This is a genomic window from Serratia sp. CY40230 (assembly GCF_052168835.1).
Taxonomy (GTDB): Bacteria; Pseudomonadota; Gammaproteobacteria; order Enterobacterales; family Enterobacteriaceae; genus Serratia; species Serratia nematodiphila.
In genome coordinates, this window is the sequence record NZ_JBJNLX010000005.1 from 75653 (window position 1) to 100834 (window position 25182).

Here is a 25182-nt window from a genome sequence, read left to right on the forward strand (position 1 = left end):
TCAGGCGAACAGCAAGCCAAGCAGCGCGCCACCGGCCAGCACCCACAGCGGATGGAGGCGCTTGCTCATGCTCAACCCCGTCGCCAGCGCCACGATCGCCGCCAGCCGCCAATTGGGCGCGGAAGCCTCGGCGATCAAAAGGCCGCTGGCCACCACCAGCCCCACGGTCAGCGGCACCAGCCCGGCCTGCACGATGCGGCGCCACGGGCGATCCTTAAAGCGCCGCCAGGCCCCCATCACCAATAGCGTAACGATGGAAGACGGCCCGAACTTGGCGACCGAAGACACCAGCAGCCCCGCCCAACCGGCGACGTGCCAACCGACCAGCGGCACGATCATCATGTTCGGCCCCGGCGCGGCCTGCGCCATGGCGAACAGCGCGCTGAACTCCTGGGCGCTCATCCACTGATGCACTTCCACCACCTGCCGCTGCATCTCCGGCAGAATGGTCATGCCGCCGCCGAACGCCAGCAGAGAGAGCTCGGTAAAGATCAGCGCCAACGCCATCAACACCCCGCTCATGACGGCCACCGCCACATCAGCAGAATGCTCAGCGGTGCCAGCACCAGCATGGTCGGCAGCAGCGGCAGGCGCAGCCAGGCAATGGCGATCAATGCCAGCGCCACAATCGCCAGCGCCGCCCACTTGCCGCGCAGCGGCAGCAGCATCTTAATCCCGGTAGAGAGCAGCAACCCGGCGGCGGCGGCGGCCAGACCGGCGAACACATGCTGCACATGAGGATCGTTTTGGAAGCGGGCGTACACCACGCCCAGCCCCACCACAATCGCCGTCGGCGCACTGATGAGACCCAGCAAGGCGCACAGCGCGCCGCGCAGCCCGCGAAACTCCATGCCCACCGCCACCGACAGGTTGATCACGTTGCCGCCGGGCAGGAACTGACACAGCCCGAGCAGCTCGGTGAATTGTTCGCCGCTCAGCCAGCGACGGCGCTCCACCAACATGCTGCGCGCCATCGGCAGCACGCCGCCGAAGCCGATCAACCCCAGCCACAGAAAGCCCAAAAACAGCGCCGCGTTGCCCGGCGCTGCCGCCGGGTGCGGTTTTAACGTATTGATATCTGACATGACATTGCCGTTCCACATCGCTTGTTTTGATGTCTGGTATCATGCGCGCCGCCGTGCCATGATGTCTAATGCATTCCGGAACAACGAAAGATACCTTTGAGGTATGGCTATGATCGAACTGCGTCGCCTGCGGGCGTTCGTCACCGTGGTGGAAGAAGGCAACATCACTCGCGCCGCCGAGCGGCTGTTTATCCAGCAACCGCCGCTCACCCGCCTGTTGCAGGGGCTGGAAGACGAACTGGGCGTGAAATTGTTGCAGCGCCTGCCGCGCGGCGTGCGCGTCACCGAAGCGGGCAGTGTGCTGTTCGAAGAAGCCCGCGCCCTGCTGGCGCGCGCCGAACGCCTGCGCGAAGCGGTGCAGCGCGCCGCCCGCGGCGAGCAGGGCCACATCGCTATCGGTTTCACCAGTTCCGCCGCGCTGCACCCGTTCGTGCCCAACCTGCTGCGCCGCTACCGCGACATCCTGCCGGGCATCACCACTCAACTGGAAGAAGCCGGCAGCGGCGAACTGATGGAGGCGTTGCTGGAACAGCGCCTCGACGCCGCCTTCGTGCGCTCGCCGGCCAACGGCATTCCCGGCCTGAGCGTCGAGCCGGTGCTCAGCGAGCCGATGATCGTCGCTCTGCCGCTGGGCCATCGGCTGGCGCATGAGACGCAGCAGCCGCTACCGTTGGCCGAACTGGCCCACGAGGCGTTTATTCTCTATCGCCGCCCGGCCGGCCAGGGGCTGTACGACGCCATTCTGGCCGCCTGCCACCGCGCCGGCTTCAGCCCGCGCATCGTGCAGGAAGCGCCGCGCCTGCCGGCCACCCTCAGCCTGGTCGGCGCCGGATTGGGGGTGTCCATCGTGCCCGGTTCCATGCGGCGGCTGGGCGGTGACGGCATCGTCTACCGCACTCTCGCCGAAGAAGCGCAGCTCAGCGCCCCGCTTTACCTGGCGCTACGGCGCAGTCCGGCCTCGCCGATCGTCGAACGCTTTCGGCAACTGGTGCTGGAGACCGTGGGGCAGTCATAAAAATAGCCCGAACGGCCAATAAAAAATGACGTTCGTTTATTATTTATTTAAATTAGCCGGCGACTAAAATTAATTCCATCCAATGACTATTCAACTTCCGTTTAATTAATTAAACCTGCACTCACTTAGTAACAAACGCAAACAAATAAGCGCCTACGCAATACCTTCCAGCCGCTAGGATTTAAGGGTCACAGCCTATTCCCGCCGATGACAAAAAATCATTTCAATGGCGATCGCGCCTTCCCTGTCGCCTGCTTCTGCAGGCGCACGGCTTTATATTGGAGAAAATGCTATGCTATCGCGTCGTGATATATTGAAAGTCTCCGCCGTCAGCGCGGCCGCCGCCGGCATGATTGGCGGCATCGCCAAAAATGCCGCTGCCGACGACCATCGCAATATCGTGCCCCCCAGCAGCTATCAGCCGCCTGCCAATGCGCAGCATCTCTATAAATACAAATTCACCGACAGCAAAAAGCGCAGCCTGCCCAGCGGCTGGGCGCGCGAAGCCACCGTCGAGCAATTCCCGATCTCCGAGGGCGTGGCCGGCGTCGACATGACGCTGGAGCCGGGCGGCGTGCGCGAACTGCACTGGCATGCTATCGCCGCCGAATGGGCGTTTATGCTGGAGGGCCATGCGCGCATCACCATTCTCGATCCCGAGGGCAAATGCGAAGTGGCGGATTTCGGGCCCGGCGACGTCTGGTATTTCCCGAAAGGCTACGGCCATTCCATTCAGGCGTTGGCGGACGGCGCGCATTTTATTTTGGCGTTCGATAACGGCCATTTCTCCGAATTCGGCACCTTCAGCATCACCGATTGGGTGGCGCATATGCCGAAAGAGGTATTGGAAAAAAGCGTCAACATGCCGGCGGCGGTATTTTCCAAGGCCAAACAGGGTGAAGCTTATATTGTCGGCGGCACCGTTCCGCCCACATTGCCATTGCCGAAAAAAGACGGCGGATTAAATAACGCCCCGCTGACCCACCGTTATGAATTAATGAAGCAAAAGCCGTTCTTTGAAAATGACGCCGGCAGCGTCCATTTGGTGTCGTCGAAAGAATTCCCCATCTCCACCACCATGACCGGCATCATCGAGATCGTGAAACCCGGCGCGATCCGGGAATTGCACTGGCACCCCAATGCCAACGAATGGCAATACTATATTTCCGGCAAAGGCCGAATGACGGTGTTCAGCTCGCACGGCCACGCGCAGACGGAAGAGTACGCCCCTTCAGACGTCGGTTACGTGCCGCAGGGCTTCGGCCATTACATCGAGAACATCGGCGATGAGGATTTGAAGGTATTGATCGTGATGGACAACGGCATTTATCAGGATATTTCGTTGTCCGACTGGCTGGCGAAAACCCCGGCCTACCTGCTGGCGGATAACTTCAACAATCAGGTTGAGGACTGGCAGGATCGGCCGAAAGACAAACGGGTGATGTCGCGGCGCAGCCGCTGAAGCCACGGCGAGGGAGAAACTCCCTCGCCTCCGGCCCGCCGCTTACAGCGTCGCTTTAAAGAACGGTACCAGCTTCTCCAGCGCCTGAGCTACCGGCTCCGGTTTGTCGTAGAGATCGTAATGTGACCAGCCTTCTACCACCACCAGCTCTTTGTGCTGCGACTTGGCGCGGCGCACAATCTCATAGCCGTCGCGCAGCGCGCCGAACAGGCCGGGTTTGCTGCCGACAATCACCAACAGCGGCTGGGTCAGCAGCACTTCCGCCAGGTGGAACGCGTCCCAGCCCACGGCTACTGCGTTATGGGAATACAGCGTTTTATTTACGCCGTTCGGCTTCTCGCCGCGCGCCGTACGGTAGTATTCCGTCGCCTCGCGCAGATCGATATCGGCACCGTCTTGTTGCGCCGCCTCAACGCTCGGGTACAGGCCCACATCCACACGCAACGCCGCGCCGCGCGCCTCTGCGGTGCGCTGCCGGGCAATATCCTCCAGGAAAGCCACAGGATCGCCATTGGCCAACACGCCCTCGCGCATCACCCGGCCATAGTTGGCACCGGTAATGGTCGCCACCGCTTTGATGCGCCGCTCGGTCATCGAAGCATTGATGGCGTAACCGCCGCCGCCGCAGATGCCGAGCACGCCGATACGCTGGTCGTCAACGTAGTCCAGCGTCACCAGATAATCGGTCACGACGCGAAAATCTTCCACGCGCTGAGCGGGATCTTCGATAAAGCGCGGTTCGCCGCCGCTCTCGCCCTGGAAGCTGGCGTCGAACGCGATGACCACAAAGCCGGCTTTCGCCAGCGCCGCCCCATAGACAGTGCCCGAGGTCTGCTCTTTACAGCTGCCAATTGGATGGGCGCTGATGATCGCCGGGTACTTTTTCCGCTCGTCGAAATCCGGCGGGAAGTGGATATCCGCCGCGATGTCCCAATACTGACGTTTGATTTTGACCGTTTTCATCATGAGTTCCTCACAGGGTTGCTGGCTCGGGAAACGCGCTCGGCATCGCTTCCGCTGGGATAACGCTCACTTTATACGCCGTATTGTTCTTTGATAAGCCCAGAGAATGGACTACAGTGTTAATCTGTAATTTACAATGCGGGCATCTCGATGGATCCTTCCCTGCTTCCTTCACTGGCGTGGTTCGCGCATATCGCGCAGCACCGCAGCTTTACCAAAGCGGCGGCCCAAATGGGCGTTTCCCGCGCCGCGCTGTCGCAAAACCTGAAGGCGTTGGAAAAACAGCTGAACGTCAAGCTGCTCTACCGCACCACCCGCGATATGTCGCTCACCGAGGAAGGGCAACGCCTGCTGGAAGCCCTGACGCCCGCCCTCAGCACGATCGAGCACGCCGTCGGCACGTTGGAAGAGAGCCGCCATGAACCGGCGGGGCTGCTGCGGATAAACACTTCGCGCACGGCCGCCAAGCACTTTATCGAACCGCATATCGGCGAATTCCTGATGCGCTACCCCAGGCTGAAGCTTGAACTGGTGATGGACGACGGCATGGCCAGCATCATTTCCGAAGGTTACGACGCCGGCATTCGGCTGGGTGAAAGCCTCGCCGAGCATATGGTGGCGATCCCCATCACGCCACAGGTGGCGCTGGCGGCGGTGGCCACGCCGCAGTACCTCAGCCGTTACGGCACGCCCGCCACGCCGGCGGATCTGGTCAACCACAACTGCATCGCTTTTCGCCACGCAACCAGCGGCGCCATTTATCAATGGGAGTTTTCCACCGTCGAGCGGCACGCGCGCCATACCTTTTCCGTCGAACCGAAAGGCAGCGTGATCACCAACGACGACGACGGCATGATCCGCGCCGCATTACAGCACGTCGGCATTATTCAGCACTTTGATTTCGCCGTGAAAGCGATGGTGGAACGCGGTGAGTTAGTGCGGATACTGCAGGCCTGGTCGCAGCCCTTCCCCGGCTTCTATCTGTACATTCCCTCCCGTGAGCACATGTCTTCCAAGGTCAGGGCGCTGCTGGACTTTCTGGTCGAGAAGCGCGCAGGCTAATCCGGCCCGCGCGCCTTTTCGCTACTGCTTACGCTGCTCCGCCACCTGTTTGGCGGTGACTTTGCCCTGCTTGTCGCCGAAATGGCCGACCACGAAGTTGGCGACCGCCGCCACTTCCTCGTCGGAATAGGCGCTGCCGAACGCCGGCATCATCTCATGCCGCTCGCCGACGCTGATGCTAGTCCCCTTCAGGATGGCCTGCACCACGCTGCGCCCCTGCGGATCGTTCACCGCCGTGCTGCCGACCAGCGATGCGTACTCGCTCTGGCGGCCCGGCCCGTTCCACTGGTGGCAACCGCTGCAGTCGTTGGCGAACACCCGGCGCCCAAGCGAACTGTCTTGCCCGCCCGGCAGGATCGGCGTGGAAGCCCCCGCGCCCTTCGGCTGCAGGTTCACCGCCGCCGCGCCGTCGCCGGCGATAGGCTCGATGTCGCGCAGGTATTTCACCAGCGCCAGATTATCTTCCGGCGTCAGGAACTGCAGGCTGTTTTCCACCGCCTCCGCCATCGGGCCGGCGGCGCTGCTGCGCCCCGGCGCATGGCCGGTAGCCAGATATTGCGACAGCTGCTGGTCGCTCCAACCGCCGATGCCGGTCTGTTTGTCCGGCGTGATGTTGGCAGCGAACCAGCCCTGCACCACTTCACCGCTCAGGTGCTTGCTCTGGTTAAGACCAAACCCCAGATTGCGCGGCGTGTGGCACTCGCCGCAGTGGCCCAGCGCCGTCGCCAGATAGGCGCCACGATTCCACTGTTCGTCCTTGTTGAGATCCGGCGTAAAACGCTGCTCGTTAAAGAACGCCAGGTTCCAGAATTTCATGCCCCAACGCTGGTTGAACGGGAACGACAGATCGTTTTGCGGGTTGGCCTGTTTCACCGGCGGCAGGCTGAACAGATAATCCTTGATCGCCAGCACGTCGTCGCGGCTCAGCCCGGTGTACGAGGTGTACGGCATCGCCGGATACAGGTTGCCCTGCGGACCGATGCCCTCACGTACCGCGCGTACGAACTGATCGTCGCTCCAGTTGCCGATGCCGGTCTCCTTGTCGGCGGTGATGTTGGTGCCGTAAATGGTGCCGAACGGCAGTTTAAAGGCGAAGCCACCCGCATAAGGCGCGCCGCCCGGCGCGGTATGGCACGCCACGCAGTCGGCGGCGCGCGCCAGGTACTCGCCGCGCGCCAGCTTATCGGTGATACCGGCCGGCGCCCCGGCGATCGGCGCCGCGGGTTCCGCGCCGGTTGGCCGCAGCTGCGTGTACAGCGCGTACCCTCCCGCCAGTACCGCCACGGCGATAATCAGCCATAACAGCCCTTTCAAGGCGTTGCTCATCGCATCTCTCCCTAACCCAATGCCTTGGCGGCCTGGTGGATGGCGGCGCGAATGCGCACATAGGTGGCGCAGCGGCAGACGTTGCCGCCCATCGCCGCATCGATGTCCGCATCGCTTGGATTTTTACTTTGCGCCAACAGCGCGCTGGCGCTCATGATCTGGCCGGACTGGCAGTAACCGCACTGCACCACGTCCAGGTCAAGCCAGGCTTCCTGCACCGCCTTGCCCTCCGGCGTCGCGCCCACGGCTTCGATGGTGGTGATTTTCTTGCCGACGGCGGCGGAGACCGGCGTCATGCACGAACGCACCGGCACGCCGTCCAGATGCACGGTACAGGCGCCGCACATGGCGATGCCGCAGCCGAACTTGGTGCCGGTCAGGCCGGCTTCGTCACGCAAAAACCACAGCAGCGGCATGTGCGGATCGCCCTCAAAGGTCAGCGGCTGATCGTTTACGGTTAAATGAATCATCAGGTTCTCTCCTTGTCAGACGCCGGATTCGCAGTGGGATTATGCAGCGGCAGGCTCAGCGAGGTGCGCGGCCGCCCGAGCAGCGCCAGCGCATTGCCGACCGCCGGGGCGATGGTCGGCACCCCCAGCTCGCCCACGCCGGTCGGTTTCTCGGTCGAGGGCACGATGATCACCTCGATCTCCGGCATCTCATCGATACGCAGCGGGCGGAAGTTATTGAAATTGGACTGTTCGACCACGCCGTCTTTCAGCGTGATATTGCCGTATAGCGCCATGCTGAGGCCGTAACCAATGCCGCCCTCGATCTGCGCGCGGATCACGTCGGGGTTCACCGCCACGCCGCAATCCACCGCACACCACACTTTATGCACTTTCGGGATGCCGCCTTCGCCGATCGACACCTCGGCCACCTGCGCCACATAGGTATCGAACGCCTTGGCGACGCCCACGCCGCGCGCGCGCCCGTCCACCACCTTGGCGCCCTGCCAGTCGGCGGCTTTAGCCACCGCCCGCAGCACGCCCGCCGCGCGCGGCGCATCGCCCATCAGCGCCAGCCGCCCTTCGACCGGATCCTGCCCGGTTTCCTGCAACAGCTGATCGATAAAGCTCTCCACCGCGTGGCCGGTGTGGGTGCTGGCGACCGACCGCAGCGAGGTGGTCGGCACCTTGCCGGGCACGATGTGCGCATCGCAGCGGAAGGCTTCGAAGGTGTATGACACCTCGCTGGCGCCCTCGACCATCATTTGATCGAGCCCGTTGACCACCAGCGCATCCATCGCGCTGTGGCGCGTCCAGGAGTGGCCGACCACGGTATCGGTCCAGCCCACCACCTTGCCGCCGCGAATGGCGCCGCGCAGGCGGTGCAGGATCATCGGGCGATACCAGCCGTTGCGGATGTCGTCCTCGCGCGTCCATACCACCTTCACGCCGTGACCGGGGCCGATGCCCTTGGCCGCCGCCGCCATGTCGGCCGCCAGATCCGGCCCCAGCGTCGGGTTGCCTAAATCGATGCGCCGGCCGAAGCTGCCGCCCGCCAGAATGGTTTCAATCTGCACCTTCTCCGGCGGCAGCTCGAACAGATCGCACAGCTGCTTATGGTCAAGCGTCTGGATTTGGCAGCCGTAGCGCGCCTTAACGCTCTCGCCGTCCCAGAACAGATAGCCGTCCAGCGGCTCCATCGGCGCGTGGGCGACGTACGGGAAGGTGTATTCAGCCTCGATCACCTTGTCGGCCTTATCGAACACCTCGTCCGGCTTGCCGTGGCTCTTCGCCACCACGCCGGTTTTCTGCGCCACCTGGCGGAACTCGGCGTAGATCTCCTCGGTGTTGCGCCGTTCGGCCTGCGCATCGTCCCAGGTGACCCTCAGCCGTTCCCGCCCCTGGATCGCCGCCCAGGTGTTTTTGGCGTAAACCGCTACGCCGGTGGCAACCTGTTTCACCGCCACCACGCCCGGCACCGCCAGCGCCCGCTCGGCGTCGAAGGTCGCCACTTTGCCGCCGAAACGCGGCGGTTTCTTGATGGTGACGGTCAGCATGTCCGGCTCGTGGATATCCTGCGAGAACTGCGCGCTGCCGTTGGTTTTCGCCAGCGAATCGACGCGGTGCAAACCGCGCGTTTTGCCGATCAGGATGAAATTGGCCGGGTCCTTCAGCGTCAGGCTGGCGGGATCGGGCGGCGGCAACGTGGCGGCCAGCGCGGCGAACTCGCCAAAGCCCGCTTCTCGCCCGCTGGCGGCATGGCGGATCTTGCCCGCCTGCACGGTGATTTCCTGCGCCGAGGTTTTCCAGCTCTGCGCGGCGGCCTGCACCAGCAGCGCGCGCGCCATGGCGCCCATGCGCCGCATTTGCTCATAGGCATTGGCCACCGAGCTGGAACCGCCGGTGCCCTGGAATCCGAAGGCCAGGTTTTTGTAGACGGCGGTATCCACCGGCGCGGCCACGACCCGCACCTGCGCCCAGTCGGCATCAAGCTCTTCGGCGACCAGCGTCGCCATGCCGGTATAGACCCCCTGGCCCACTTCGGTGTGTTTACTGATGACGGTGACGACGCCGTCGGCGCCGATCTGAACGAAGGCGTTGGCGTCTAACGCCGCCGTGCCGGAGGCGGCCGGGGCGTTCGAGCGCGCTAGCGCGCCGGTGGACGGCAGATAGGCGCCGATCACCAACGCCCCGGCGCCGACGATAAACCGCCGCCGCGAAAGCGGAACTTGGGATATGCTCATTGCTCATGACTCCAAAAAAACCGAAGGCGTCACTGCCTTCGGCGAAACAACTCTTGTTATGGGAATGGCTTGCCGCGCCGGTCAGGTGACATAGCGCAACAGAGCAATAATTAGCGTAGCCTATTATTCAGCAGGCCTAATCTTGATAAGGGATTTTCTGTTGGAGAATCGTGCGGTGCGGGCGGGAACCCGCACCGGGGGTCAGCTCTGCGTTGTCGCCAGCGAGGAGAAGACGCTGAGCAGGCGGATTTGCGCCGCCATGTTGTCGCTGTCGAAGGCCACGGTGAGCGCGTCCTGGCGCTGCACGCCGGGCACCAGGCTGAACAGATCCGCCAGCACCGGTTTGGCCGCCATCAGCGTCAGCCGGTAAGGTGGCATGAAGCGGCGCTCCACCGGCAGTCTGGCGCCCTGGCGCACCTGCTGCATCGCCCGCTCGCGGATCTCCGCCCGCGCCCGCTGAGGGCTGAGCGATTCGGCGGCGGTTTGCGAGATGGCGCGTTTCACGCAAACATAGCCAGATTGCGGATAACGTTCAGCGATCCAGCGTTGCAGCTCGTCGTCACCGCTCACCAGCCACAGCGGGACGTTCAACTCGGCCGCCGCCGCCGCATACAGATCGCTTTCGCCTACCACCTCGCCGTTCAGGCTGACGCGGTAAAAGGCCCGGCCATTGATGGTATGCGCCAGCACGCCGCGTTCGCCGGCGGCGCTGTGATAACCGATACACATCAGGCCGTCGTAACGTTGATGCTGCAGCCCTTCCACCATCGATAGCCCGCGCGGTTTGCCCTGCACCAGGCGCGCCCGCGCATCGATGCGATCGGCGCGCAGGTTCTGCATCATGGCGTGGCTGTCGGCCACCGTCACCTCGGTGGCGCCGCCGGCAAAAGCGCCGTCGATGGCGGCGTTGACCTCCTGCTCCATCAGCTCGCGCGCCGCCGCATAGTCAGCATGGGCCGGGTTACACTGCTCCGACCGCATCACGCCGGCAATACCCTCAATATCCGCAGAGATAAAGACTTTCACATCACACTCCCGTTATTTAATTTTCCGCCAGCCGATCGAGCAGCGGGCCCAACGCCATACGGTCGTGCTGCTGGAAACCGCTGACGCCTTCCGCGCTCAGCAAGGCATCCAATACCGCGTATTCGGTGGCATCCGCGGCGGCCGCAAACAGCGGCTCCAGCCGCTCGTCCGGCAACGTCGCCCCCAGTAACCGGGTGGAAAACGCCAGCGCGATATCGCCGGAGCCGTGCCCCCAATGGCTGCCTACCCGCCCCAAACCGGCGCCCGCTCGACGGGCGATGCGGTTCAGCTGGCGGCTGTCCAGCGCCCGATCGCAGGCGATGATGATGATGACCGAACCGGCGTCCACCTGCGGCGGCGGATCCGCCAACAGTTTGCCCAGCGCCTGGCCAACGCGCACGCCGCTCAGCGTCAACGAGTCGAGGGTGCCGAAGTTGGCCAGCACCAGCACGCCAAGCGTGGTGCCAAGCCCTGGGCAATAGCGCGAGGCAGTGCCGATACCGCCCTTCAAGCCGAAGCTGCTCATGCCGCGCCCGGCGCCGACGCTGCCGCGCGCAAAGCGGGTGGAATGGTTATCCAACGCGCTGAAGACGTGCTCCTCACGCACCGCCATCGCCTGAATATCGTTGAGGTAGCCGTCGTTGCACTCCAGCACCAGGGGGTTAATGGTGGCGCTGCCGCGGCCGATCTGCGGGTAACGCAGACAGCTGCGCCGCACCATGGCGTTGAACAGCGTGCCGACCGCGAAGGTATTGCTCAGCAGGATCGGCGTTTGCAGCACCCCCAGCTCGTTCAGCTGCACCAGCCCCAGCGGCTTGGCGAAGCCGTTGAGCACCGCGCTGCCGCACGGCAACGGCTGGTTAAACAGATCGCCCGGTGGCACGATGGCGGTAACGCCGGTCTGGCATTCGCCGTCGGCCAGCGTGTGATGCCCGACGCTGACGCCCGGCACGTCGCACAGGGTGTCGGTCGGGCCGGCCGGATAGCGCGCGCCCGGCAGGCGGCGATGGCGCCGCCAATAGCTCAGCAGATTGTCGAGGCTTTGTTGTTCAAACGCCTGGCTGTCTGTCATGGTTCCCTCATCCGCCGTCAGCCCATCAGAAAACCAGAATATCGCGCAATGCGCCGCGCCGTAAATTGAAAGCCGAAGCGAGCAGCAAAAATAGCCTTGCTCCATCGCCATTTATTGGGTTTTTAGGGGGGAAACAGTGTAAATGGCCGGTGCCGCGGGTGATATCCCCCCTTATCCCAAATGTATAACCCGATCTGCCGACGCAATGGTCGTTTCACGGTGGGCAATGATCAGCTTAGTGATATTGAGTCTCTTGATGGCCTGATTCACCACAGCTTCGCTCTCCTTATCCAGCGCGCTGGTGGCCTCATCCAGAAACAAAATAGCCGGTTTTTTGTAGATTGCCCGGGCTATGAATAGCCGTTGTTTTTGCCCGCCGGACAATCCTTCCCCCAACTCGCCAATCAGTGTTTCATATCCCATAGGCATGCGTAAAATCACGTCATGCAGATAGCTGGCACGGGCACAGGCTTGCATCCAGGCATCGTCCACCTCGTCCGCAAACCCGCAAATATTTTCCCGGATCGAGCCGGAGAACAGTTTGTCGTCCTGCATCACGCAGGCAATCATTTTGTGGTAGTTGTTGATGCCGAGCTGGCGGATATCGACACCGTTCACCTCAACCCGCCCTGAATCCGGGGTAAACAGTCCGCACAACACCTTCATCAACGTGGTTTTGCCGGCGCCGGACGGGCCCACGATGGCCACGCTTTCGCCCGGCACAACGCTGATGTCCAGGCCATCAAAGATAGCCGGTGACTGGCTGTCGTAACGATAGCTCAGGGCATGGGTCGTCAATCCCAAAGGTTGCAGCCCCGCCGTGTAAGGGTGATCGGGTTTACACGCCTCCCGCGGATGCAGGGCGATATCGGCAATGCGTTCGTTGTGCAGGCTCATCATGCGCAGCTGCAGCAAAAATTCCGTCAGCGACCCGATGCGGTCGGAGAACTGGCCCCGAAAGGCGCCGAACGCCACGAACATGCCGAGGGTCATCTGGTTATCGATCACCAGGCTGGTTCCCAGCCACAGAATGACGATCTGGTCGCACGCCGCTATGAAGGTGTTGATCCCGCCAAACAGCATGTCCATTCGGGTGACGCGGATACCCGTGTTGATGGTGTCAATTTCAAGGTTTAGCCAGTGGGCGATGCGGCGTTCTGCCATACCCTGCATTTTGACGGTAGCGATACCGTACAGCGTTTCCATAAAATACGAGCCGGCCCGCGCCTCTCTCACCAGCGCCTCCTCGGACAGCTGACGGTAATATCCATAGGTCAGCAGCCGCATCAACACATAAAGCGCAGTGAAACTGAGCACTACCCAGGTCAGCCAGCCGCCATACAGCACCATCATCACCAACACACCGATCACCATGATGCCGTCCATGATGGCGCCGACGATACTGGTGGTGAAAGTGCTGCGCAGCGTATCCAGTGAACCGAAGCGTGATTGAATGTCACCCAGCTTACGCCGTTCAAAGTAACCGAGTGGCAGGCGCAGCAGATGGGTGAACAACCCGGACTGCCACTGCACGTTGATAAGCGTCGCCATGACCAATCCTGACCATGCCCGCACCATGCCGATGGCAGCCCGCAACAAGATAAACAGCATCAATCCGGCGCAGATGAGCGACAGTAACCCGCGATCTCCGGCAGGAATGGCGTGATCCATCACCAGCTGCGTGCCGATGGGCATCACCAGGTTGATGGTTTCGAACACCAGAGACAGGCAAAAGATTTTGCCGAGCGCCCCCTTGAGGCCATGCACGCTGCCGATCAGCGTGCGAAGATGAATACGATGGCGGACGCTGTCGGCGGTGAATTCGCTGCCGGGCCAGGCCTCAAGCGCTACGCCGGTGAAACTGTGCGACAGTTCCGTCAGGCTGACGGCCCGGCGCCCACGCGCCGGATCGTGCAGCACCGCGCGGTGGCCTTTGACGCTGACCAGCACCACGAAATGGTTGAATTCCCAGTGCAGAATGCAGGGCAGTTTCAGCGCACCGAGTTCGTCCAGATCCAGAGACAGGGGACGGGTGCTCAACCCCAGTTGCTCGGCGATACCGGTCAGTCCAACCAATGTGGCACCGCGGGATGACAGATTGAACTGCCGGCGCAGCGCGATCAGATCGATGTTTTTGCCGTAATAACCGCAGATCATCGCCAGACAGGCCAGCCCGCATTCCGACGACTCGGTCTGGTGCACCATCGGAACCCGGTGGCGCAGCCGCAGATCCAGTTGGCTGACCCGCTGTTTGAATGTGCTCCTACTCATTGACCGGCCCCGTCGCACTGTGTTTCATGTCGTAGAACGGCGACAGCATCCATTGATACATCTTCCTTTTTTCCAGAAACAGAGTGCTTTGCGCTTTCATGCCGTTTTCCAGGCTCAGACGTTTGCCATCGTAAGCAATGGATTGTTTTTCCGGGATAACGATCACTTTGTAGTAAGGCACGGCGGCGGTCAGCGCCGCTTTGGGCGCCCCCTGGTAGGTCAGCATTTCCTGCGGTGAGGCCGGGGCTTTGGAGATGACGGACACTGTGCCGGCGAACTGGCCGAACTTCTCCGCCGGAAAGGCGTCATAGCGCACATTGACCTTATCGCCGGCGGCAATGTAGGGGATGGCGTCGTTGGGCACCCACAGTACCAGGGCATAGCGATCGATGTTTTGCGGAATAATCTGCAGCAGACTGTCGCCAATGTTGACCATCTGGCCAACCGTGACGCTCAGCGAATCGATGCGGCCGCCGGCCAGCGCGCGAACGATAATATCGCCAGTGGCATCGATGTTTTGCCGCTCCTTTTGCAGCTCGTAGCGCTGCAGCTCCATCTGGTAGATCTGGTTGTCGAATTCGGCAGCCTGGATATGGATCTGGCTTTCCAGCGCGGTGATCTGCAACGCATTCTGTTCGTTCTGGCCGGACAGGCCCAGCAGGTTGTTCTGCTGCTGGTAATACAGCGCCACCTGATTGGTGAGCTGATCCTTATTGATCAGCCCCTGGGTCTGATAGTGCCGGTAGTTCTCCATGTTTTCCTTCATGATGCGTATCCCTTCCTGGGCGCGTTTGAGGATATCGGTGGAGCGGGTGAATGCCGCGGTGTATTGCGCCTTCTGTTGTTCCAGCATGATAAGCGTGGCCTGCTTGCTGCTTTCCAGTCGGTTAATGATTTGCGCAATGCGCGCCAGCTGGCCATCGATATCCCGGCGTTGGTTGTCGCTGAGCACACCGCTACGGGTACTCTTGCTGACGTCGATCTGGTAAATCGGGGCACCGGCGGTAATGACCTGCCCTTCGGTGACGAATTGTTTGACCACTATCCCCTGGACGGCTGAATAGACATTGGCGGCCCGCGGATAAGTGCTGATCTCACCGGTCACGTTGACCCGCCGGGTATAGGTGCCGGCGATGGTGAAGGTGAGAAAAGCAATGAGGAAAAACAGGCAGAGCCCCGCCGTGAGCCAAAAGGGAATGCCGGGAAGGAGGAGCGCCCGGCCACGCCATTTCATTTTCTGATTATCGATCGCTTCCTGGCGAAACATGATCAGCGTCCCTTATTGATAGCTAACATTCAAATTCACAGGCTATTGTATTGACAATAAAACAAACAGAAGGTCAGTTCTGCATTTCAAGCCATTCTTCTTATTTGCGCCACGTGGAATAGGCGCCATCAGGTGTATCTATATTGTGTTGAAACAATGCAATTCCAAAGTCAGGGTTTTGCATATACTCCGCAATGCTGGATGGCTCAATCAGATATCCAATATTAAAGACCTCATAAGCCAACCCCAATAAAACCTCAACAATTAAACCCGGCCCAGTTAAGACCGGGGTCACGCAATAGTCCCTTGTTATTAACTCGGTTCTCCATGGTAAGAGTCTGGTCAGATAACACCTTGATCCATCATCAATATAACAGTTGAATATGCAATTGTTTTTTTCTAAAAAACGGTATCTTTTTTTCATTGTTCTGAGGATGATTCTTACCGCCTTGGATTTTTTGTGAGAGGACATGAAATTATTAAAATAAACACCTTTAAATCTTCTGAGTGATCCTAGCGCCAATAAATTTTTATGAACGTATGTTTCACCCAATGGCAATATCATATCCAAAGAAAAACCAGAGAGATCCAGTTCGATAAGCCTTTTTATTCTTTTAAATTCAACAGCATCTACGCCCAACTCATTTTCATCGCAGCTGAACACGGCTTCAGGCAGTGCCTCTTCTGAATTTATCTTTTTTAAAAGACATAGGGTCTTAAATAACAGAAGCGAGTCGCTCTCGACAACGCCCTCTTTTTCTATATATTTGTTTAGTTTATGATATATGTTATCAATGTATGGAAGCGTATCAACATCTATATAAGTGCCACCATGCAGATAGATAATTAAAAGTCTGGCAATATCACTTGCACTGGCAATGTTATGCCTTAGTATAATCTCATAATAATAATACTTCATGAAATCATCGAAACCATTGCAAAAAAGCTCCGCTATGCACTTTTTTATAAAACCTCTGTTGCCAAACCATGAGTCTTCAATCGCTTTTGGTGGTTTCTGATAAGGAATTTCATTTTTTATTAAGAATTCGATAACCAGCTCATCAAAAGAAAAACCTGCCTTTATTTTTGGGTATATATAATTAAAGGCGTGATTTTTTATTTTCAATTCAGCCTTAACTTTATTTTTGGTTTTTTTTGCGTTGACGAAATCGCGTATGGCATTGTTTAGTAAATGACACAGTGAAGCGTCTCTGTCATACCAAAAGAATATCTGCTTATCTTTATTTGTTTTTTTCCATATGTCGATATAATGAGTATTTACTTCATTTAAGTCACCAATCCATATAAAATGCAGGATGCTTGGAACGGATGACTTTTCTGTCTTTGATAAATCGATACCCAATGCCTGATGGCTCATTTAAATCACCACGAAAATATAGTATGGGGAACTTGAATGATTCAATGCTGGATTATGGCTCAGCTCAAAAAATAGACTAGCGCCATAGCGATAACACAAATAGAACAGAACCATAAATCACCGGAAAAATTTCTCAATGAGTCCAAATAATCATTGCTGTTCTTATTTAGTTTGTTAATGGCATCGGTTTCGTTCTCAGCCTCTACTTCAACATGATGCTTTCTGAACCCCTTTCGCCTCATCTCCTTAATTATTTCTCGTGTAACCACTTCCTTTCTCAACACCCTTGACGCATCGCTCTTTATAAAAACAACATATTTATTCATCATATACCCCATAAAAGCACAGAATGTTACTTCTGTGCTGGGATTGCAACTGTTAATTAGCGTTTGGTTCCGAACTCTCTGGCCTCTCTCGGCCCAGTACCATTGCCGCCATAACCATTTCCTGTAGAACTGCCATTCCCCCAGAAACCACTGGCGCCGGAACCGCTGCCATACGGGCTATTTTTTGACAAAAATGACTGAGGCCCGCGATCGCCGCCGTTATTTCCACCGCGACTTGAAGAGCCAGACCCTCCGTTATCAGACGATCTTTTTCCACTCCCATCGCGATCCTGCCATCCACCCGACACCGCATCGAATTGGCTACTTAAAATTTCCTTCATAAATACTCTCCTATGGGTTTACTGGTTTTACAGTCATTAAAAATAGCTGTAATGGCAAAAGTAAAACACACTAATAACAATCCATAACCATCCTGTATTTCATGAAAAAACCAATAAGAAAAGTGTGTTCTAAACATTGCAAGTCATCATATTAAAATAAAACCCAGAATAATATACCGAACCTAATTACACGCAGATGCTATCGATTCAATTAATTGAATCGCCAAATAATCTCAACGCCCAAGATTAATAACCCAATAAAGAAAAGGCGGCGAAACAGCTGCGGGCGACAATGACGGCGCACGATCCCGCCCAGCCACATGCCGGCCAACGCCGGCAACAGCGACAGCAAGGAAACGCCGAGCAGCGTGCCGGGCAACGCCTGATGCCAGGCTAATCCGGCGGCCAGCGCCAGCGTCGAGACGGTGAACGACAGCCCCAGCGCCTGCACCAGCTCATCGCGCGCAAGACCCAACGCATTCAGGTAAGGCACCGCCGGAATGACGAACACCCCGGTGGCGCCGGTCAGCGTACCGGTCACCAGGCCGCACAGCGGCCCCAGCCAAAGCTCTGCCACGGCGGAAATGCGCCAATCAAAACGGGTGAATCCCAGCAGCGCATAGCCGATCAGACACATGCCCAGCGCTAGCGGCGCCAGGCGGCCGTCGCCGGCAGTGAGCGCCCCCGCGCTCAACAATGTGCCCAGCGTGACGCACAGCATCATCGGCCAGAGCCGCCGCCACAGCGCCCACAGCGTCGGCCCGCACAGCAGTTGCCACAGGTTGGTGATCAGCGAGGGCAACAGCAGCAGCGCGGCGGCCTGCCCCGGCGGCATCATCAGGCTGAGCAACCCCATCGACACCGTCGGCAACCCCAGACCGATCGCCCCTTTGACCGTGCCGGCCAGCGTAAAAATGCCCGTCAGGGCGACAATTTCGAGTAACGTCAGCGACATGCGTCTATCCTTATGGCGAATCAACGGCTCGATTGTGGCCAGCGCCGCGCCGCGGCACAATGCGGCAATGACAGAGCCTGCCTGCGGCAAAGACAGAGGGAAAACGCATGCATTTTGACTTTATCGATCTGCGGCTGTTGGCGGCGGTGCTCGAGACCGGCAGCATCACCGCCGGCGCCGAGCGCGTCGGGCTGTCGCTGGCCGCCGCCAGCGCCCGCATGCGCGGGCTGGAGCAACAGGCCGGCGTAGCGCTGCTGACGCGCAATCCGCGCGGCGTCCAGGCGACGCCCGCCGGTGAGCGCCTGTTGCATCACGCGCGAGTGCTATTGCAGCAGCGCGACCGGCTGCGCGGTGATATGGCCGAGTTCGCGCCGGGCCAGCGCAGCCAGCTGCGCATCGTCGCCAATACCGTCGCCGCCGACGCCTTTTTGCCGGAGCTGTTGGCGGATTTTCTGATGCTGCACCCGCACACCGATATCGCGCTGGAAGAGCTGCCCAGCCCGGCCATCGCGCAGGCGATCGCCGAACGAGCGGCGGATATCGGCATCGTGGCGGATCACGCCGATCTGCGCGGGCTGACAAGTTACCCTTTTCGCCAGGATCGTCTGGTGCTGGCACTGCCGCCGGGGCATGCGCTCAGCGGCCGCCGGCAGGTCAGCTTTGCGGACGCCCTGCCTTTTGATTTCATCGGCCTGCCGGAAGAGAGCGCGCTGCAACAACATCTTGAGCAATTGGCGATACGCAGCGGCGGCCCGATGCGATTGCGGGCGCGTGCCGCTCATTTCGACGCCATCTGCCGCATGGTGCTGCGCGGCGCCGGGCTGGCGGTGGTGCCGGAAGAGAGCGCACAACGCCAGCCGGAAATTCGGCACAGCGCACTGCCGCTGACGGACGATTGGGCGACCCGGCGCCTGTCGATCGCGGTGCGTGACCCGGCGCAGTTGCCGCTGCCGGCGCAGCGGCTGGTGGCGTTCCTGCGCCATGCCTGAGGCGGCTCAGTGCGTGCCCGGCTCTGCGCGCAGCCGCGCCACCTGCGCCTCCACGTCGCGCCAGGCCGGTTTGTCGCCGGCATAGCGTTGGCGTAAATAATTCACCAGCGCCGTTACCTGCCGATCGGAAAAACTGTCCTTAAAGCCCGGCATAAAGCCCAATTCGGCGGTGGCCGGTTTGGGGATCCCTTGCAGGATCACCTTGATCAGGTTATCGGGGCGATCGCTGAAGATGTTGGTGTTGTTGGCCAGATCCGGGCTGACGCCGAACAGCTGCGGCCCGCCGGCGGCGGCGCTGTGGCAGGCCTGGCAAGCGCCCTGAAACAACCGCTCACCGGCAAGTTGCCCCACCGCCGGCAATGCGCGAGCCGCCAACTGCGCCTGCGGTTCCACGTTCAGCGTCGATTTGGCGCTCAGCGACATCACATAATTGGCCATCGCCCGCAGATCGCTCTGCGGCAACGTCGCCAGCTCGCTCACCACCGGCCCCATCGGCCCGGCCGCCACGCCGTGCTCGGCGGAATGCCCGCTGCGGAAATACTGAAACAGCTGTTCCTCGGTCCAGGGTTTGTCCGCGTTGGCCAATTGATTCAGCGCCGGCGCTTCCCACCCGTCCACCATCCCCCCCGCCAGGAAAGCCGCGCCGCCCTTTTCCGCCCCCAGCAGGTTGCGCGGCGAATGGCAGGCGGCGCAATGGCCAAGCCCGTTGACCAGATAAGCGCCGCGGTTCCATTGCGCGCTTTGTTGCGGATCGGGTTGATATTCCCCCTGGCGCAGGAACAGCGCGTTCCAGCCGGCCATCAGCGGCCGCAGGTTAAACGGGAAACGCATCTGATTGGCCGGGTTGCTCTGGCGCACCGCCGGTTGCGACATCAGATAAGCGTACAGCGCCTGCATGTCGCCGTCGGTCATTTTGCTGAAGGCGGTGTAAGGAAATGCCGGATAGAGGTGGCGGCCGTCGCGGGCGATACCCTGACGCATCGCCCGATCGAACGCAGTAAACGACCAGTTGCCGATACCGGTTGCCACGTCCGGGGTAATATTGGTGCTGTAGAGCGTGCCGAACGGCGTCGCCATCGCCAGCCCGCCGGCGTTGGTCGCCCCTTCCGATGCGGTATGGCAAACCGCGCAGTCTCCGGCGGCGGCCAGCTGACGGCCGCGCTCCAGCGTGGCGGCCGACCAGGTGCCGGCGCCGGGCGTCGCCACCGGCGCGATCTCCGCCCGCCACGGCAAGGCGCTGCCGGCGATGCCCAGCACGGCGCCGAACAGCCCCGCCGCGCCGCCGAACCACCATTTGCCGCGCTTCTTTTTCTTGGGCGGCGCGGCCTGCCGTTCGGCATCCGGCCCATTCAGCGCCTCACGCAGCTTGTCCGAGGTGATCGGCAGCTCGCGAAAACGAATGCCGGTGGCGTCGAACACCGCGTTGGCGATGGCCGCCGCGCTGGGCACCGACGCCGACTCCCCGGCGCCCAGTGGCGGATCGTAAGGGCGCGGCATCATCACCACGTCCACCTCCGGCACCTCCGGGAAGGTCAGGATCGGGTAGGCCCCCCATTCTTTGGCGGAGACCGTCGATTCCTCAAAGGTCACGCGCTCTTTCAATACCCGGCTGGTCGATTGCAATACATTGCCGTGAATTTGGTGGCGCACGCCGTCCGGGTTAACCATCATGCCCGCGTCGTGGCCGACCACGATGCGCGTCACCGCCACTTCGCCGCTGGCTTTGTCGATCGCCACGTCGGCCACCCAGGCAGCCCAGGCCGCGCCAAAGCCGGGAAACTTGCTGTGGATGTAACGGGCATAGGCAAAGCCGCGCCCGCGCAGCACGCCGTCTTCCGCCGGGGTCTGCATCGGTTCGGTATGCGGCGTCCAGCCGGCGCGTTCTGCGGTGCTGCGCATCAGTTCACTGGCGCGTTCATCATTGATGTAGCGCAGCCGATACTCCAGCGGATCGACGCCGGCGGCGTGGGCCAGCTCATCGATATAAGACTCGTGGGCGAAGGTGTTGGGCAAGGCGGAAACGCCGCGCATCCAGGAGGCACGCACGATCGGCGCCATGTCCTCGATGCTGACGCGCAGCGACGGATACTCATAAGGCGGCACCGAAGTGCGATCGCCCATTTCATAGGCCACCGGCAGCGGCTCGACCCGGCCGGTCAGCAGCAGCGCCAGCGTCGGCGCGCCGTTGGAAGGATAATAGGTGCGAAAATCGTAGGCGACCGGGTGCCCGGCGGCGTCCAGCCCGCCGTCCACCTCCATCAGTTGCGCCGTGCCCTTCGGTTCCCACACATGTTCTTGTTCGCGGGTCAGCTGCACCCGCACCGGCCTGCCCACCGCGCGCGACAGCAGCGCCGCGTCGGCGCAGACGTCATCGGCGCAATTGCGGCCATAGCAGCCGGCCGCCTCCATGCGAACGATCTCGATCTGCGCTTCCGGGTACTCCAGCAGCCAGGCCAGATCGGCGCGCAGCAGGTGCGGGTTCTGGCTGCCTGACCAGACCTGCAGACGCTCCGGCCGGTAGTCCGCCAGCGCGCAGGAAGGGCCAATCGAGGCATGAAGCTGATACGGCCACAGATAGCTGCGGGTGAAACGCCTGTCGGCCGCCGCCAGCGCCGCGTCCACGTCGCCGGTATCGTGCACCACTCGGGTCGAATGCGGGTTGTCGCGCAGCGCCTGCGCCACGTCGGTCATCTGCGGCAAATTGCGCCGCCAGTCTTTCCAGCTGACCTGCAGCGCCTGCGCCGCCTTGACCGCCTGCTCTTCGCGCTCGGCGACAATGCCGATGAAATCGCCGATCACCACCAGTTTGACGATGCCGGGAATATGCGCGATCGAGGTTTCGTCCACCGCCAGCAGGCTGGTGCCGACAAATTCGCCGCTGTCGTAACCGGCATAGGGCGGCCGTACTACCCGGCCGTGCAGCATATTCGGCAACCGCATATCGTGTACGTAAGTGGTTTCGCCGGTCGCCTTGGCCGGAATATCGACGCGCGCGGCGCTGGTGCCCACCAGGCGATACTCCGCCTGCGGTTTCAGCGGCGCGTCGCCGGAAATCGACAGCTCGACATGACCGCCGGCCACCAATTCGGCGTAGCTGAGCGCCTGCCCCTGCGGGCTGCGGATCATGCCCTCCTCCAGCGTCAGTTGTTCCACCGGCGCATCGAAACGTTGCGCCGCCTGGCGCAGCAGCCAACGGCGCGCTTCGGCGGCGGCGTTGCGCAGCGGCACGGCGGAGATCTGCAGCGTGGCGCTGGCGATGGTGGCGCCCTGATTCGGCGCGCGCTCGGTATCGCCCAACACCATTTGCACCTGATCCATGCGCAGGTACAGCTCTTCGGCGACAATCTGGCCGAGCGCGGTGCGCACGCCGGTGCCGAGATCGACATGGCCGTTAAAGGCATAGATTTCACCGCTGCCGCACAGGGCGATAAACAACCCTTGCTCCTTGGGCTTCAGCACCGGTTTTTGCCCCTTGGGCACCAGCCCCGGCGGCGGTTGCACGCTGTCGACGATCAACAGAACGCCGTCGCGCTGCAGCAATTCGGCCTGGCTCGGCGATGGGGTACGGGAATCAGTCATGATCGTGGGCGTCCTCATCGCGGCAGAGAATGATGGCGCGCTGAACCGCACGCAAGATTTCAAGATGGGTGCCGCAGCGGCACAGATTGCCGGACAGCGCCTGACGGATCTCCGCCTCACTCGGGGCGGGATTGCGATCCAACAGGGCTTTGGTGGTCATGATCATGCCATTGAGACAGTAGCCGCATTGCGCCGCCTGCTCTTCGATAAAGGCGCGCTGCACCGGATGCGGGCGCTGGCGAGTGCCGAGACCTTCCAGGGTCACGATCGCCCGGCCGGACACGCCGAGGGCCGGGATCACGCAGGAGCGCGCCGCCACGCCGTCGATCAGCACGGTGCACGCGCCGCATTCGCCCAGGCCGCAGCCGTATTTTGGGCCGTTGAGCGCCAGATCGTTGCGCAGTACCAGCAAGAGCGGCGTATCCGCCATCACCTGCGCATGAAGCTGTTCGCCGTTCACCGACAGCATCAGCGGATGCTCCGTCAGCGTGGTTTTCGCGCCTTCCCTGGGCGATTGCACTTCAGATATCGCCATTGTTTGCGTCTCCGCCTGCACTTGATGGTCTTATGGGCTGGCCTCTCGCCACCGACCACCAGGCAACGACGTTGCGCGGGCGAATCAGCCGGTGGCAGGGTCTTCCAGCATTTTATTCAGCAGGAATATCAGCGCTATCCGTTCGGCCGGGTTCAGCGTGCCGAACGTCAATTCTGTGATTTTCGCCGCCTGCGGCACCGTTTCCGCCAGCAGCGCGCCGCCGGCGTCGGTCAGGCCGACCACCACCTTGCGCCGATCCACCGGATCCGGCGTCACCGTGATCAGATCGCGCGCCTTCAGCCGCTCGACGATGCCGCGGATGGTAGCTTGATCCACCGCCGTCACCTGCACCAGCTCGGTCAGCGAGCTCGGTCCCATATCGCGCACCGCGCACAGGGTGATGAACTGCACCGCCGTCAGCTGCGAATCGCCGACGTTTTGTTGGAAAATCGCCACGTGGCGCTGATAAACCTTGCGCAGCAGGTGCCCGACTTGCTCGGTAAAATGATAATTTTCGGGTTGGCCGCTCACGGCTGACGGGTATTCGGGGGGCGTCATTGCGTTACTCTCACCATCTATGGAATCCACGAGAATAGTACAAACCCCCGCCGTTGGCAGCAACGATTACGCCCGGCGCACGCGCGACGCCTCCGGCGCCACCACTTCCCCGTCCGCCACCACCGTTTGCCCATCGAGACGAATGTCGCAGCGGCGCAGCGCGATGTCCATATGGCAAGGCGTTTTGCGCGTGCCGCCCACTTCGGTATTCGGCCCGGTGGAGAACAGGAAGTTGCCGTAGAACGCGCGCGCGTCCATGCACATGCCGTCGTTCTTGTCGTGCAGGCCCATCGCCGTCCACTGGGCGCGAGGCTGCAGGCCCCAGCCGATGTGCGAGATGCCGTACACTTCCGGATCGTCGAAGTATTTCATGTATTCGCGCAGGTATTCCGCCTCAAAACCGCCGTGAATGCGGGTGACGAACCCTTGTTCGATCTCCAGCGTGATGCGTTCGCGCGCATAGCTTTTGAACGGCAGCAAGATATCGCCAACCTCCAGCACCAACACGCCCTCCGCCTGCTCCTCATTCGGCCAGGTGAACAGGAAACCGCTCGGCCAGTGATCCCAGCGCCCCGGCTCATCGGCATAGCCGTATTCGGTCACCGTCGGGTATTGCCCGAGCGGCGCGCGGAAATCGCTGCCGGCGGCGGAGGTCACCTGCATCAGCTTCGCCTGCTCCAGCACGGCGGCGGCGGCCAGCACCCGCGCTTTGTCCTCCGCGTTGGGCAACATGCGCGCCAGCACCTCCGGCGGCTCCACCGCCAGCAGGATGCGGGTGCCGGTTTTCAGGATCTGTTCCTGCTCCGGCGAATGCAGCAGCATCATGGTATCGACGATCAGGTCGGCGGCCTCCAGCGCACGCTGCGCCGCCAGGTTGCCGGTCAGCGCGGTATCGCCGCAATAGGCGGTCATGTCGTTGCCCATCGCCCGCGGATGGTTGAACGCCGGCAGTTCGACGGCATACACCCTGGCGCCCAGCCGCAGCGCCGCGTCGGTCGCGGCGCGCACCGTGCGCGCATCGGAATAATGGCTTTTCAAAATCGCCACGCTCTGCGAAGCATCGACCTTCGACAGCGTAAGCACCTGCTCGAACAGCTGTACCAACTGGGTTTCATTGACCGCCATGGCCTGTCTCCTGTCACGTCAAGGGTATCCGACGCCCGCAAGGCGACGGTTATTTTTCAAACAATTTAAAGTGAACACACTCATTTTATCTAAGTCAAAAAAGGAAGAGAAAGCAAGCCACAGATGGCCATCATAAGAAAGTCCTATTTCATGGC

At 60.9% G+C, this 25182-nt stretch carries 22 protein-coding genes; 4 read left to right on the top strand and 18 right to left on the bottom strand.

What is annotated here, in order from left to right:
* Entirely contained in the window at positions 1 to 522 is a 522-nt protein-coding gene (locus ACJ8IJ_RS17715) for a chromate transporter (protein WP_041922337.1), read from the bottom strand.
* Complete coding sequence (locus ACJ8IJ_RS17720) at positions 519 to 1085, bottom strand: chromate transporter (RefSeq protein ID WP_033633658.1); 567 nt, start codon at positions 1083 to 1085, stop codon at positions 519 to 521. Before ACJ8IJ_RS17720 ends, ACJ8IJ_RS17715 begins: the two co-directional genes overlap by 4 nt.
* Before the next feature lie 103 nt (positions 1086 to 1188).
* On the opposite strand from ACJ8IJ_RS17720, the gene ACJ8IJ_RS17725 reads away from it, so the two are divergent.
* The gene (locus ACJ8IJ_RS17725; protein WP_406887154.1) at positions 1189 to 2100 is read left to right on the top strand and encodes a LysR family transcriptional regulator; all 912 of its coding nucleotides are present in this window, start codon (positions 1189 to 1191) and stop codon (positions 2098 to 2100) included.
* A 292-nt stretch (positions 2101 to 2392) separates the two neighbouring features.
* Positions 2393 to 3562, top strand: coding sequence for a cupin domain-containing protein (locus ACJ8IJ_RS17730; protein WP_004940757.1), 1170 nt, complete (start codon positions 2393 to 2395; stop codon positions 3560 to 3562).
* Between the two features lie 42 nt (positions 3563 to 3604).
* On the opposite strand, the gene ACJ8IJ_RS17735 is transcribed toward ACJ8IJ_RS17730, so the two are convergent.
* Positions 3605 to 4525 carry an alpha/beta hydrolase gene (locus ACJ8IJ_RS17735; protein WP_004940758.1) on the bottom strand — a complete coding sequence of 307 codons (921 nt, stop codon included), beginning with the start codon at positions 4523 to 4525 and terminating at the stop codon, positions 3605 to 3607.
* Between the two features lie 150 nt (positions 4526 to 4675).
* On the opposite strand from ACJ8IJ_RS17735, the gene ACJ8IJ_RS17740 reads away from it, so the two are divergent.
* Positions 4676 to 5587 carry a LysR family transcriptional regulator gene (locus ACJ8IJ_RS17740; protein ID WP_004940760.1) on the top strand — a complete coding sequence of 304 codons (912 nt, stop codon included), beginning with the start codon at positions 4676 to 4678 and terminating at the stop codon, positions 5585 to 5587.
* Between the two features lie 21 nt (positions 5588 to 5608).
* Here the strand turns inward: ACJ8IJ_RS17740 and ACJ8IJ_RS17745 are convergent, their stop codons facing one another.
* The 11 genes from ACJ8IJ_RS17745 to ACJ8IJ_RS17795 form a co-directional block, all read right to left on the bottom strand.
* Positions 5609 to 6913 (bottom strand): c-type cytochrome, encoded by a 1305-nt coding sequence (locus ACJ8IJ_RS17745; RefSeq protein WP_131164237.1) that lies wholly within the window; start codon positions 6911 to 6913, stop codon positions 5609 to 5611.
* An 11-nt stretch (positions 6914 to 6924) separates the two neighbouring features.
* The gene (locus tag ACJ8IJ_RS17750; protein ID WP_016927823.1) at positions 6925 to 7383 is read right to left on the bottom strand and encodes a (2Fe-2S)-binding protein; all 459 of its coding nucleotides are present in this window, start codon (positions 7381 to 7383) and stop codon (positions 6925 to 6927) included.
* Positions 7383 to 9605, bottom strand: coding sequence for a xanthine dehydrogenase family protein molybdopterin-binding subunit (locus ACJ8IJ_RS17755; protein WP_242141680.1), 2223 nt, complete (start codon positions 9603 to 9605; stop codon positions 7383 to 7385). Before ACJ8IJ_RS17755 ends, ACJ8IJ_RS17750 begins: the two co-directional genes overlap by 1 nt.
* Positions 9606 to 9806: 201 nt before the next feature.
* Positions 9807 to 10631, bottom strand: a complete 825-nt coding sequence (locus ACJ8IJ_RS17760) for a M55 family metallopeptidase (RefSeq protein WP_442518414.1) — start codon at positions 10629 to 10631, stop codon at positions 9807 to 9809.
* Between the two features lie 16 nt (positions 10632 to 10647).
* Entirely contained in the window at positions 10648 to 11703 is a 1056-nt protein-coding gene (locus ACJ8IJ_RS17765; RefSeq protein ID WP_004940769.1) for a P1 family peptidase, read from the bottom strand.
* A gap of 171 nt (positions 11704 to 11874) precedes the next feature.
* On the bottom strand, positions 11875 to 13974 hold the full coding sequence (locus ACJ8IJ_RS17770; RefSeq protein WP_442518415.1) for a peptidase domain-containing ABC transporter: 2100 nt from the start codon (positions 13972 to 13974) through the stop codon (positions 11875 to 11877).
* Positions 13967 to 15241: an HlyD family secretion protein gene (locus ACJ8IJ_RS17775; RefSeq protein WP_442518416.1), complete on the bottom strand. Its 1275-nt coding sequence runs from the start codon at positions 15239 to 15241 to the stop codon at positions 13967 to 13969. Before ACJ8IJ_RS17775 ends, ACJ8IJ_RS17770 begins: the two co-directional genes overlap by 8 nt.
* 100 nt (positions 15242 to 15341) lie before the next feature.
* Positions 15342 to 16619 carry a TcdA/TcdB catalytic glycosyltransferase domain-containing protein gene (locus ACJ8IJ_RS17780; protein ID WP_442518417.1) on the bottom strand — a complete coding sequence of 426 codons (1278 nt, stop codon included), beginning with the start codon at positions 16617 to 16619 and terminating at the stop codon, positions 15342 to 15344.
* Positions 16620 to 16678: 59 nt separating this feature from the next.
* The gene (locus tag ACJ8IJ_RS17785) at positions 16679 to 16945 is read right to left on the bottom strand and encodes a hypothetical protein (RefSeq protein WP_033645898.1); all 267 of its coding nucleotides are present in this window, start codon (positions 16943 to 16945) and stop codon (positions 16679 to 16681) included.
* Between the two features lie 56 nt (positions 16946 to 17001).
* The gene (locus ACJ8IJ_RS17790) at positions 17002 to 17286 is read right to left on the bottom strand and encodes a hypothetical protein (protein WP_157798857.1); all 285 of its coding nucleotides are present in this window, start codon (positions 17284 to 17286) and stop codon (positions 17002 to 17004) included.
* Between the two features lie 211 nt (positions 17287 to 17497).
* Positions 17498 to 18241, bottom strand: coding sequence for a sulfite exporter TauE/SafE family protein (locus ACJ8IJ_RS17795; RefSeq protein WP_004940781.1), 744 nt, complete (start codon positions 18239 to 18241; stop codon positions 17498 to 17500).
* A gap of 107 nt (positions 18242 to 18348) precedes the next feature.
* On the opposite strand from ACJ8IJ_RS17795, the gene ACJ8IJ_RS17800 reads away from it, so the two are divergent.
* Entirely contained in the window at positions 18349 to 19230 is an 882-nt protein-coding gene (locus ACJ8IJ_RS17800; protein ID WP_004940783.1) for a LysR family transcriptional regulator, read from the top strand.
* A 6-nt stretch (positions 19231 to 19236) separates the two neighbouring features.
* On the opposite strand, the gene ACJ8IJ_RS17805 is transcribed toward ACJ8IJ_RS17800, so the two are convergent.
* The 4 genes from ACJ8IJ_RS17805 to ACJ8IJ_RS17820 all read right to left on the bottom strand — a co-directional run bounded on the left by ACJ8IJ_RS17805 (position 19237) and on the right by ACJ8IJ_RS17820 (position 25027).
* Entirely contained in the window at positions 19237 to 22809 is a 3573-nt protein-coding gene (locus ACJ8IJ_RS17805; RefSeq protein ID WP_442518418.1) for a molybdopterin cofactor-binding domain-containing protein, read from the bottom strand.
* Complete coding sequence (locus ACJ8IJ_RS17810) at positions 22802 to 23344, bottom strand: (2Fe-2S)-binding protein (RefSeq protein ID WP_004938615.1); 543 nt, start codon at positions 23342 to 23344, stop codon at positions 22802 to 22804. Before ACJ8IJ_RS17810 ends, ACJ8IJ_RS17805 begins: the two co-directional genes overlap by 8 nt.
* 84 nt (positions 23345 to 23428) lie before the next feature.
* Positions 23429 to 23902 (bottom strand): MarR family winged helix-turn-helix transcriptional regulator, encoded by a 474-nt coding sequence (locus tag ACJ8IJ_RS17815; RefSeq protein WP_004938613.1) that lies wholly within the window; start codon positions 23900 to 23902, stop codon positions 23429 to 23431.
* A 66-nt stretch (positions 23903 to 23968) separates the two neighbouring features.
* A complete protein-coding gene (locus tag ACJ8IJ_RS17820; protein ID WP_015377796.1) occupies positions 23969 to 25027 on the bottom strand; it encodes a 2,5-dihydroxypyridine 5,6-dioxygenase in 1059 nt (352 codons plus the stop codon).
* Positions 25028 to 25182 lie beyond the last annotated feature (155 nt).

Coding starts and splice junctions, on each gene's coding strand:
- ACJ8IJ_RS17715 (WP_041922337.1), bottom strand. CDS start 522: ATGAGCGGGGTGTTGATGGCGTTGGCGCTGATCTTTACCGAGCTCTCT.
- ACJ8IJ_RS17720 (WP_033633658.1), bottom strand. CDS start 1,085: ATGTCAGATATCAATACGTTAAAACCGCACCCGGCGGCAGCGCCGGGC.
- ACJ8IJ_RS17725 (WP_406887154.1), top strand. CDS start 1,189: ATGGCTATGATCGAACTGCGTCGCCTGCGGGCGTTCGTCACCGTGGTG.
- ACJ8IJ_RS17730 (WP_004940757.1), top strand. CDS start 2,393: ATGCTATCGCGTCGTGATATATTGAAAGTCTCCGCCGTCAGCGCGGCC.
- ACJ8IJ_RS17735 (WP_004940758.1), bottom strand. CDS start 4,525: ATGAAAACGGTCAAAATCAAACGTCAGTATTGGGACATCGCGGCGGAT.
- ACJ8IJ_RS17740 (WP_004940760.1), top strand. CDS start 4,676: ATGGATCCTTCCCTGCTTCCTTCACTGGCGTGGTTCGCGCATATCGCG.
- ACJ8IJ_RS17745 (WP_131164237.1), bottom strand. CDS start 6,913: ATGAGCAACGCCTTGAAAGGGCTGTTATGGCTGATTATCGCCGTGGCG.
- ACJ8IJ_RS17750 (WP_016927823.1), bottom strand. CDS start 7,383: ATGATTCATTTAACCGTAAACGATCAGCCGCTGACCTTTGAGGGCGAT.
- ACJ8IJ_RS17755 (WP_242141680.1), bottom strand. CDS start 9,605: ATGAGCATATCCCAAGTTCCGCTTTCGCGGCGGCGGTTTATCGTCGGC.
- ACJ8IJ_RS17765 (WP_004940769.1), bottom strand. CDS start 11,703: ATGACAGACAGCCAGGCGTTTGAACAACAAAGCCTCGACAATCTGCTG.
- ACJ8IJ_RS17770 (WP_442518415.1), bottom strand. CDS start 13,974: ATGAGTAGGAGCACATTCAAACAGCGGGTCAGCCAACTGGATCTGCGG.
- ACJ8IJ_RS17775 (WP_442518416.1), bottom strand. CDS start 15,241: ATGTTTCGCCAGGAAGCGATCGATAATCAGAAAATGAAATGGCGTGGC.
- ACJ8IJ_RS17780 (WP_442518417.1), bottom strand. CDS start 16,619: ATGAGCCATCAGGCATTGGGTATCGATTTATCAAAGACAGAAAAGTCA.
- ACJ8IJ_RS17785 (WP_033645898.1), bottom strand. CDS start 16,945: ATGAATAAATATGTTGTTTTTATAAAGAGCGATGCGTCAAGGGTGTTG.
- ACJ8IJ_RS17790 (WP_157798857.1), bottom strand. CDS start 17,286: ATGAAGGAAATTTTAAGTAGCCAATTCGATGCGGTGTCGGGTGGATGG.
- ACJ8IJ_RS17795 (WP_004940781.1), bottom strand. CDS start 18,241: ATGTCGCTGACGTTACTCGAAATTGTCGCCCTGACGGGCATTTTTACG.
- ACJ8IJ_RS17800 (WP_004940783.1), top strand. CDS start 18,349: ATGCATTTTGACTTTATCGATCTGCGGCTGTTGGCGGCGGTGCTCGAG.
- ACJ8IJ_RS17805 (WP_442518418.1), bottom strand. CDS start 22,809: ATGACTGATTCCCGTACCCCATCGCCGAGCCAGGCCGAATTGCTGCAG.
- ACJ8IJ_RS17810 (WP_004938615.1), bottom strand. CDS start 23,344: ATGGCGATATCTGAAGTGCAATCGCCCAGGGAAGGCGCGAAAACCACG.
- ACJ8IJ_RS17815 (WP_004938613.1), bottom strand. CDS start 23,902: ATGACGCCCCCCGAATACCCGTCAGCCGTGAGCGGCCAACCCGAAAAT.
- ACJ8IJ_RS17820 (WP_015377796.1), bottom strand. CDS start 25,027: ATGGCGGTCAATGAAACCCAGTTGGTACAGCTGTTCGAGCAGGTGCTT.